The organism is Streptomyces sp. YS-3, from assembly GCF_045257485.1.
Classification (GTDB): domain Bacteria; phylum Actinomycetota; class Actinomycetes; order Streptomycetales; family Streptomycetaceae; genus Streptomyces.
In genome coordinates, this window is sequence record NZ_JBJHPC010000323.1 from 1 (window position 1) to 8,341 (window position 8,341).

Here is an 8,341-nt window from a genome sequence, read left to right on the forward strand (position 1 = left end):
GCAGCAGCCCCAGCCGCCCCAGCAGCAGTTCCAGGCCCCGCCGCCCCAGCAGCTCGGCTGGACGGTGACCATCGGCCCGGACCGCGAGTACTTCATGGCGATGATGCAGCGCAGCGGGCCGGAGGCCGCCGGGCTCAACCTGCCCGCGTACTCGCCCGAGCAGCAGCGCCGCCTCACCGGCAGCCAGCTCACCATCGGCCGCCGCCGCCACTCCACCGGCGAGGCGCCCGACATCGACCTGTCCGTGCCGCCGGAGGACCCGGGCGTCTCGCACCAGCACGCGGTCCTGGTCCAGCAGCCCGACGGCGGCTGGGCGGTGGTCGACCAGAACTCCACCAACGGCACCACGGTCAACGGCGCCGAGGAGCCCATCCAGCCCTATGTGCCGGTCCCGCTCCAGGACGGCGACCGGGTGCACGTGGGCGCCTGGACGACGCTGACCGTCCGGCGCGGCTAGCCGCCTGCCGGCGCGGCGTCCCGCAGGGGCCAGGTGTGCGGTCCCCGCGGGTCGTCCAGCCAGGCCCACTGCCGCTCGCCGCTGACCGTCACGCCGAACCGCTCGCGCCCGGGGTGACCCTCGCGCCGCCACAGCGCGTACGCCTCGTACGGGTCCAGGCTGTCCGCGGTCAGCGCCAGCAGGAACCGGAAGAGCTCGTTCTCCGGGCCCGGGCGGGGCAGCGCGCCGCGGTGGGGGGTCCCGGGCGCGGACGCCACGCCCCGCAGGGGTACGAAATAGGCCGGGGTGTCCAGGAAGCGCCCCTCGGCGTGCTCGGCGTCGCGCACCCTCAGCAGGATCAGACCGGTGGCCAGCGGGGCCTCGATGAGCGCGCCCGGCGTGCACTGCGCCGGCCACCCGGCGGGTACCGACGGCAGGGTGCAGGTGGCGATGATCCGGTCGAAGGGCGCCCGGGACGGACAGCCGCGCGCCCCGTCGCCGGTCACCACCGCGGGGTGGAAGCCCGCGGCCGTCAGATGGGTCCGGGCGGACTCGGTGATCTCCGGGTCCAGGTCGACGGTGGTGACCCGCTCCTCGCCCAGGCGGTGGCTGAGCAGCGCCGCGTTGTAGCCGGTCCCGGCGCCGATCTCCAGGACCGTGTGCCCGTCCCGGACGTCCAGGGCCTCCAGCATCAGCGCCATCAGCGAGGGCTGACTGCTGGAGGAGAGCAGCTCCCCGTCGCGCAGCCGGGTGGCCAGCGGGATGTCGGTGTAGGCCCCCTCCAGCCAGCGCGCCCGGCGCCGCGGGTCCGGGTCCTCGCCCCACAGCCGCTCGTAGCCGCCGGGGCGCCCGACGAAGTAGTACGGCACGAAGAGATGGCGGGGCACCTCCTCGAAGGCGGCCCGCCAGGCCGGGTCGGTGAGCGAGCCGCCGGCGGCGATCTCCGCGACGAGGGCGGCCCGCGCCCCGGCGGCCGGATCCCGGTATGCGCCCATAGGTCCACTGTGCTGCGCCGGGGCCGGGGAGGCGAGCGGTCGTCCGCCCCGCGGGCCCGTGGACGAGTGGTCCTAGGGCGTGTTTCGAAAGTAGCGTCGTCCGCCCGAAGGGCGGGCCCGGCGGCGTCTGGTGCGTGCGATCGCAAGGCGGAGGGTCGCCCCGATACTGGTTGTATCGGGGCGATCCCGACAACGCGGCGAGCGTGCGTGCCAGACGCCGCCGGGCAGACGGGACTTTCGAGACACGTCCTAGGCCCCCGGTCCTCGGCCGCCCCGTCTGAGACCATGGAGGGGTGAATGAGATCCCGCGCGGCACGCTTCAGGAGCAGACCTTCTACGAGCAGGTCGGCGGCGAGGAGACCTTCCGGCGCCTGGTCCACCGGTTCTACCAGGGCGTCGCCGAGGACCCGCTGCTGCGGCCGATGTACCCGGAGGGCGATCTGGGCCCGGCCGAGGAGCGGCTCGTCCTCTTCCTGATCCAGTACTGGGGCGGCCCGCGCACCTACAGCGACCACCGCGGCCACCCCCGGCTGCGGATGCGCCACGCGCCGTTCACCGTCGACCGCGCCGCGCACGACGCCTGGCTGACCCATATGCGGACGGCCGTCGACGAGCTGGGGCTCTCCGCGGAGCACGAGAAGACGCTCTGGAACTATCTGACGTACGCGGCGGCCTCCATGGTCAACGCGGCCGAGTAGACCGGAACTTCACCCTCCAATCCTCCCGGCACCGGAATGCGGCACTCCATGAGCGCATTCCGATCACGATCCGGTCAAGGTGACCCCGCAAGCGGTTTCCACCGGCCCGCGCCCTCTGCGAGCATCCGTACAGACTTTCGGGGGCAGAGCAGGACTGGGCTGGGCAGGGGTATGGGGGCCGGGTGGCGGGGTTCGTGTTTCTGCGGGTGCGCGCGCACCGGCTGCTGCTCGCCGCCGCGCTGCTCGCGGTGGTGCTCACCACCTCGGTGCTGGCCGCCCTGACCGCGTTCTCCGGCTCCATCGGGGACGCGGCCCTGCGCGACACCCTCACCACCCGGTCCGCCGTGCCCGCCGCGCTGGTCGTCAAGGCGGCCGTCCCCGAGGCGAAACGGCAGGCCGCCGACGCCGCCGTACGGGCGGGCGCGAGCCGCACCTTCGACCGACTCCCCGTCACCACGGCCACGTTGGCGCAGTCCGGACCGTACGCCCTGCCGCGCACCCTCCAGTCGCCCGACGCCCGCAAGGGCAGCGAGCCCGACCTCACGCTCTTCGCCGCCGTCGACCGCGGTCGCGTCCGGCTGACCGGCGGCGGCTGGCCCGCGCCGCCGGACACCGGCCGCGAGATCCAGGCCGCGCTGCCCGAGAGCGCCGCCGCCCAGCTCGGCCTGCGCCACTGGCCCGCCACCCTGACCCTCACCGACCGGCTGAACGGCCCGGCCGTGCGGGTCCGCGTCACCGGCGTCTACCGGCCCGTCGACATCACCGACGCGTACTGGCAACTGGACGACCTCGGCGGCCGGGGCTCGCGCCGGGTCAACTTCACCACGTACGGGCCGCTGCTCACCGACCCCGCCGCGCTCACCGGCGGACGGCTCAGCGCCGGCCAGACGTCCTGGCTGGCCACCGCCGACTTCTCGGCCCTGACCACCGAGCGCATCGGCGCACTGCGCACGGCGGCCCGGTCGGGGCCCAAGTCCCTGGTGGACACCGGGGTGTTCGCGGGTGACGCGACCGCCACCACCGGGCTGCCCGACGTGCTCGACCGGGCCGAGCGCTCCCTGCTCGTCTCCCGCTCGACCCTGCTGATCGTCGCCCTGCAACTGGTGCTGCTCGCCGGATACGCGCTCCTGCTCGTGGCGCGGCTGCTCAGCAGCGAACGCACCGGCGAGACCGAGCTGCTGCGGGCACGCGGCGCCTCCCGCGCCCGACTCCTCGGCCTCTCCGCCACCGAGGCGCTGCTGCTCGCCGCCCCGGCGGTGCTCGGCGCGCCCCTGCTCTCCGGCCCGCTCACCCGGCTCCTGGCGGGCCACGGCCCGCTCGCCCGCAGCGGCGTCCATCTGGAGACCGGCCCCACCGGCACGGTGTGGCTGGTGGCGGCGCTGGTCGCGCTGGGGTGCGCGGCGGCCGTGGTGGCCCCGGCCCTGTCGGCCGGGCGGGCCACCCGGGCCCGCGCGGCCACCCTGCCCGCCTCCGCACGCGCCGGGGCCGACGTCGGACTCCTGGTGATCGCCGGGGTCGCCTACTGGCAGCTGGACCGCCAGACCTCCGGCTCCGGGGCGCTCAGCGACACCCGCACCGGCGGCCTCGGCATCGACCCGCTGCTGGTGGCCGCGCCCGCCCTCGCCCTGCTCGCCGGGACCGTACTGACCCTGCGGCTGCTGCCGCCCGCCGCCAGGCTCGCCGAGCGGCGGGCCGCGAGCGGACGCGGGCTCCCGGCGGCGCTCGCGGGCTGGCAGTTCGCCCGCCGCCCGCTGCGCGGCGCGGGCCCGGTACTGCTGCTGGTGCTCGCGGTCGCCATGGGCATGCTCGCGATCGGCCAGTCCGCCTCCTGGGACCGCTCGCAGGAGGACCAGGCGGACTTCCGCGCGGGCACCTCGGTACGGGTCTTCGGATCCAGCCTGAACGGCTTCGGCCAGGCCGGTTCGTACGACACGGTCCCCGGCGTACGGAAGGTCGCCCCGGCGGCGCGCTCCTCGGTGGAGCTCTCCGGCGGACGCTCCGGAACGCTGCTGGCCCTGGACACCGCCGCCACGGACGGGCTGCTGCTCCGCCCCGACCTCGGCGACCGGCCCGCCCCGGCGCTCCTCGCCGAACTCACCCCGCCCCGGGCGGCGCGCGGCGGGGTGCCGCTCCCGGCGGACGCCGCCGAGCTCGTCCTCGGCCTGCGGATCGACACCGAGGGCGCCCCCGGCCGGGCCTCCTCCGAACCGCTCACCGTGAACGTGACGGCGATGATCGAGGACCGCTTCGGCATCCGGTACCGCCTCCCGGCCGGGACCCTGGAGGCCGACGGGCGGACGGCCGAGCGCCGGCTCTCCCTCGATCTGGCGGCGGGCGCGCCGGTGGGCCGCCCGGCCGCGCCGCTCGCCCTCACCGGCCTCGACGTGGAGTTCAGCGTGCCGGAGCAGGACGAGCGGCAGCGGTTCACCGTCCACGAGCTGAGGAGCGTGGCGCGGGACGGACGCGCCACCGCCGTCCCGGTGCCCGCCGCCGACCGCTGGCGGGCCACCTCGATGGAGGTCGCGGCCGGCCCCGTCGGCGTGGTGGGCCTGACGCCCGGCACCGACGGGCAGGGCCTGGGCGTTCCGTACACCACGGGTTCGAGCCCGGCCCCCGGCCCGTTCTCGACATCGGTTCCGAGCCGTACCGTCCGGCTCGCCGCCGTGCGGCCCGCGGCTCCCGCGCTGACCGCGATCGCCACCGACCGGTTCCTGGCCTCCAGCGGCACCCGGGTCGGCCAGACCGTCACAGCCGTCCTGGCCGGTCAGACCCTGCGGGCGAAGGTCGTCGACCGGATGGACGAGTTCCCCACGACCGGGCCCGGCGCGCAGAGCACCCCGGGCGACGGACACGACGGCGGCGCGCTCCTGCTCGATCTGCGCGCCGTCAACGAGCAACTCGCCGACACCGGCAACAGCCTCGCCCCGACCGAGTGGTGGCTCACCACCCGCCCGGGCGGCGCCGCCCGCGCCGCCGCCGCGCTGCGCGCCCGGCCCGACATCGACCCGCAGCAGGTGGTGGTGCGCGCCGAGGTCGCCGAGCAGTTGCGCGACGACCCGCTGGGCGCCGGTCCGCAGGCCGCGCTCATCGCCGCCGCCATCGCGGCGGCGGCCCTCGCCGCGGTCGGCTTCGGTGTGAGCGCGGCGGGCTCGCTGCGCGAACGCGGCGCGGAGTTCGCCGTGCTGCGGGCCCTGGGCACCCCGCGCCGCCAGCTGGCCCGGCTGATCGCGGCCGAGCAGGGGGTGCTGATCGCGCTGGCGCTGCTGGTGGGGCTGGGGCTCGGCGAGGTGCTGACCCGAGCGGTGGTGCCGCTGATCGTGCTGACCGGGCAGGCCACCCAGCCGGTGCCCGCGGTGCTGGTGGAGCTGCCCGCCGGGCGGCTCGCCGTGCTCTTCGCGGGAGTCGCCGCCGTACCGCTGCTGATCGTCGCGGCACTGGCGCTGCGGCGCACCGACCCGGCGGTCTCGCTGCGCCACCAGGGGGACAACTGACATGACCGCCAAGGCCGTTGCCCCCTGGGTGCGCACCCGGCTGCGGACCGCGCCGGGCGCCGCGGGCGCGCTCGCCCTGCTGGTGACACTCACCGCGTTCCTGGCCGGCGCCCTGCCGCGCGGGGTCGACGGGTACGAGGACCGGGGCCTGCGCCACGCGGTGACGTCGGCCGCCCCGGAGAACTCGGTGCTGCGGCTGGCCGGTGGGCTGCCCGCGAGCGGCGACCCCCAGCACCCGGCACCCGGCGACGCGCTCCGCCCGCAGGCCATGGAGCGCGCCTACCGCGAGGAGCTCGGGGCGATCCCGGGGCCGCTGCGGGCGGACGAAGGACAGTCGGCGTACGGGGTGCGCACCACCCAGAAGGTGTTCACGGACCCCCGGCTCGACCCCTGGCTGCCCCGGCCCGAGGGGCTGCCGCCGCGCCTGCTGATCGCCTCCCGGTCGTCCCTGGCCGACCACGCCCGTCTGGTGAGCGGACGCCTGCCCACCGCGACGGTGGCCGCGGACTCCCTCACGGCGGAGGCCGTGGTGACCGCCACGACCGCCACGGCGCTGCACATCTCCGCCGGTTCGGTCGTCCACGCCCCCGGCGCCGGGGGCGCACCCCTCGCGATCCGGATCACCGGGATCGTGCGCCCCCTGGCCCCCGACTCCAGCTACTGGGCCACGGCGGCGGCGCTGCGCGACCCCCAGCTGGTCCCCATGTCCCCCAAGCCGGACGCGCCGCACTACTGGTACGGGGGCCTGCTGCTCGGCGACGGCTCGGCGCCCGCGCTCCTCGACGCGGGCGGCCACCCCGAGGTGTACGCGGACATCGCCCCGGCCGCGAGCGCCATGGACGCCCGCCGGCTCCACGCCCTCTCCACCTCGGTGGCGTCCCTGGAGGGCGGCCCGGCGCTCGCCGTGCTGCGCGAGTCGCTCGGCCCCGGCACCACGGCCGCCACCGAACTCGACGCGATCTTCACGCGGTACGCCTCCGTACGCGACTCGATCACCCCGGTGGTCGCCGTCGCCATCTTCGGTACGGGCACGGTCGCGGCCGTCGTCCTGCTGATGGCGGGCGGTCTGGCGGCGGCCCGCCGCACCACCGAACTCGCCCTGCTGCGCGCCCGGGGCGGCTCGCTGCCCGGCATCGGCGCCCGGCTCGCCGCCGAGACGGCCGTGGTGGCCCTCCCGTCGGCGGCCCTGGGCCTGGCCCTGGCGGTCCTGGCCGTACGCGGCGGGCGGCTCGGCCCCTCGCTGCTCGCCGCGGCCGTGGTGGCGGCGGTGTCCTGTCTGGCGCTGCCGGTGAGGGCGGTGTTCGCCCACCGCACGGTCCGTACCGCCGCCGACCGCGACGACCTGGTCCGCACCCGCCCCACCCGGCGCCGCACGGTGGCCGAGCTGACGCTGCTGGTCCTTGCGGCGGGCGCGGTGTACGCCCTGCGCCGGCGCAGCACGGCGGCGGGCTCCGACTCGCTGGTCAGCTCGGCGCCGGTGCTCATCGGCGTGATCGCGGCGCTGGTCCTGGTACGGCTGTATCCGCTGCCCCTGCGCTGGGCGGCCCGCCCGGCCGCGCGGCTGCGCGGCACGGTCGGCTTCCTGTCGCTGGCCCGCGCGGGCCGTGCCCCCGGCGGCGGGGTCCTCCCGCTGCTCGCCCTGCTCACCGCGCTGACCACGGCCGCGTTCGGTGGCTCGGTGCTCGCCGGGGTGGCGGACGCGCGGGACCGGGCCGCGCTGTACACGACGGGCGCGGACGCGCGGATCGACAGCCAGGGACCGCTGCCGCCGGGCCTCGCGGACCGGGTCGCCAAGGTCGGCGGGGTGTCGCGGGTGACCGCGGCGCACGTCGAGTACGGCGTGGCACTGCCGTCCGGCGACAAGGTCGCGGTGATCGGCGCGGACCCCTCCCCGTACGCCCGCCTCACCGCGGGCACCGGCCTGGGCGCGATCCGCGCCGACGATCTGAAGGCCCGCCGCGGCGGGGCCCTGACGGCGATCGCGTCACCGAAGGTGGCGGCGGACCTGGGCCGGGGGCCCCGGGAGGTACGGGTGGCGGGCTACCGCCTCATGATCGAGGTGGTGGCGGTGCGCGAGCGTACCCCGGCCGTCCCGCGCAGCGACTTCCTGCTGGTGGACGTGGCCGGACTGGGCGCGCGGGAGCCCACGACGCTGCTGGTGGCGGGGACGGATCTGGACGCGGCGGCGCTGCGCCGCACGGTGACACCCTCCCGTTCCCCGGACGCTCCCACCGTCCATCTCCGCTCGGAGACCCGGCACCAACTGGTCGACTCCCCGCTCCAGTCGGGGGCGGAGGGCGTGTACGGGGCGGCGGTGGCGGCGGGCGCCGGGTACGCGGTGCTGGCGCTGCTGCTCTCGCTGCTGCGGGGCGCGCCGGAACGGTCGGCGCTGCTTGCGAGGCTGCGGACGATGGGCCTGACCCGTCGGCAGGGCCGCCGGCTGCTGATCCTGGAGGCGCTGCCGCAGGCGGCTCTGGCCGCGCTCGGCGGGGCGCTCACGGGCTGGGCGGCGACCGAGCTGCTGGCCCCCGGCGTGGACCTGACCGGCCTGGCCCTGGCGGCATCGCCGTCGACGGCCGCGGCCGGGGGCGGCCTGCGCACGGATCCGCTGTCGCTCCTCGTCCCGGCGGTGTGCGTGGTGGCACTGGCGGCCGGGGTGGCGGCGACACAGGCGTGGTGGACGAGCCGGCGTGGCTCGGTGACGGAGCTGAGGGCGGGAGA

Annotated in this window: 5 protein-coding genes; 4 read left to right on the forward strand and 1 reads right to left on the reverse strand. The window is 77.0% G+C overall.

Translation table 11 applies throughout. The features are described from left to right. The coding region (locus ACJA3G_RS23560) for an FHA domain-containing protein (RefSeq protein WP_406555023.1) at positions 1-457 on the forward strand (457 nt) is incomplete at its 5' end. On the opposite strand, the gene ACJA3G_RS23565 is transcribed toward ACJA3G_RS23560, so the two are convergent. Then, a complete protein-coding gene (locus ACJA3G_RS23565) occupies positions 454-1,431 on the reverse strand; it encodes a methyltransferase domain-containing protein (RefSeq protein ID WP_406555024.1) in 978 nt (325 codons plus the stop codon). The two genes, ACJA3G_RS23560 and ACJA3G_RS23565, sit on opposite strands and share 4 nt — an antisense overlap. A gap of 293 nt (positions 1,432-1,724) precedes the next feature. Between ACJA3G_RS23565 and ACJA3G_RS23570 the strand changes: the two genes are divergently transcribed. The 3 genes from ACJA3G_RS23570 to ACJA3G_RS23580 form a co-directional block, all read left to right on the forward strand. Continuing rightward, complete coding sequence (locus ACJA3G_RS23570; protein ID WP_406555025.1) at positions 1,725-2,129, forward strand: globin; 405 nt, start codon at positions 1,725-1,727, stop codon at positions 2,127-2,129. A gap of 182 nt (positions 2,130-2,311) precedes the next feature. Next, positions 2,312-5,620 carry an FtsX-like permease family protein gene (locus ACJA3G_RS23575; RefSeq protein WP_406555026.1) on the forward strand — a complete coding sequence of 1,103 codons (3,309 nt, stop codon included), beginning with the start codon at positions 2,312-2,314 and terminating at the stop codon, positions 5,618-5,620. Between the two features lies 1 nt (position 5,621). Continuing rightward, positions 5,622-8,341 (forward strand): FtsX-like permease family protein (locus tag ACJA3G_RS23580; RefSeq protein ID WP_406555027.1); only part of this gene is annotated, 2,720 nt, incomplete at its 3' end.

Coding starts and splice junctions, on each gene's coding strand:
- ACJA3G_RS23565 (WP_406555024.1), bottom strand. CDS start 1,431: ATGGGCGCATACCGGGATCCGGCCGCCGGGGCGCGGGCCGCCCTCGTC.